Here is an 887-nt window from a genome sequence, read left to right as displayed (position 1 = left end):
TGGCTCGGTGTCTTAGGCTTCTGCATTTGCTGGCAAATTGGGGTTGCCGTAAAGTCCGTTCATAACAAACAATTCAAGCAGACCAAAAACGTGTGGCATTTTTAGTTTGCGTTGAGTTTTGTGTTTACGGTGGCTTGCAGAAGCGGTATTTGTACGTTTTTGGCTACTTAATTGGGCGTTATGTGTAAATGGAGTTCTAATGTCGTTCCCTAAAGATAGAATCGTTGTAGCAAGCGATGTTAATCCAAGAGATGGTATCGGCGTCGAACTTTATCGAAATGATGAGCTATTAGTTGAAGTCTTTCGCGATGATACTGAACGAACCAGAACGGTGTCATTATTCAAGGATTCAGTATCTCTTGATATTGTCGAGGAGGCAATTCAACGATTTAAAGATGAAGGCCTGTGGGGTTTTATTGAATATAATGATGATTAAGCACGTTTTAAGTCTTTGGGCCATTATCCCTTGTGTTATCTTTTTGATCGCATCATATTTCATTATGGCTTTTGCAATGATGCAAGCTGATGACTTCGACCGTCCAATGAGCAACATTGAAATCGCCTTATCATTTACACCAATAATTCCACTAATTTGGCTTGTTTCAATTATCGTTAAATTTGTTCACAGAAAACTAAAATCTAATAATGGCACTTAAACAAAATCACACACATAACAAGGCGCTGCAACCGACTGCCAAAACTGTCATTTGTTTTGCAAAAAGCCGCAAAACAAACGCCATTTTTGTCAGCGGCTGAGCGCGGCGTTATGTGCCTGATGGTGAGGGGGAAAATGAACTATCTTCCTAAAATATTTGCAACAAAATTTAGTTACTTTTCAAAAGTTTCTCCGATTGGAACCATGGGATATATGTTTGGTTCGATGATAG

General features: G+C 39.1%; 1 protein-coding gene. It reads left to right on the top strand.

The genetic code is table 11. The annotated features are described in order from the left end of the window. The first annotated feature begins 199 nt into the window (after positions 1–199). Positions 200–436: a hypothetical protein gene (locus tag HC752_RS24275; protein ID WP_190337741.1), complete on the top strand. Its 237-nt coding sequence runs from the start codon at positions 200–202 to the stop codon at positions 434–436. Positions 437–887 lie beyond the last annotated feature (451 nt).

The organism is Vibrio sp. S9_S30 (assembly GCF_014694455.1).
In the GTDB taxonomy this organism is placed as follows: Bacteria; Pseudomonadota; Gammaproteobacteria; order Enterobacterales; family Vibrionaceae; genus Vibrio.
This window is presented reverse-complemented; position numbering and strand designations above follow the sequence as displayed.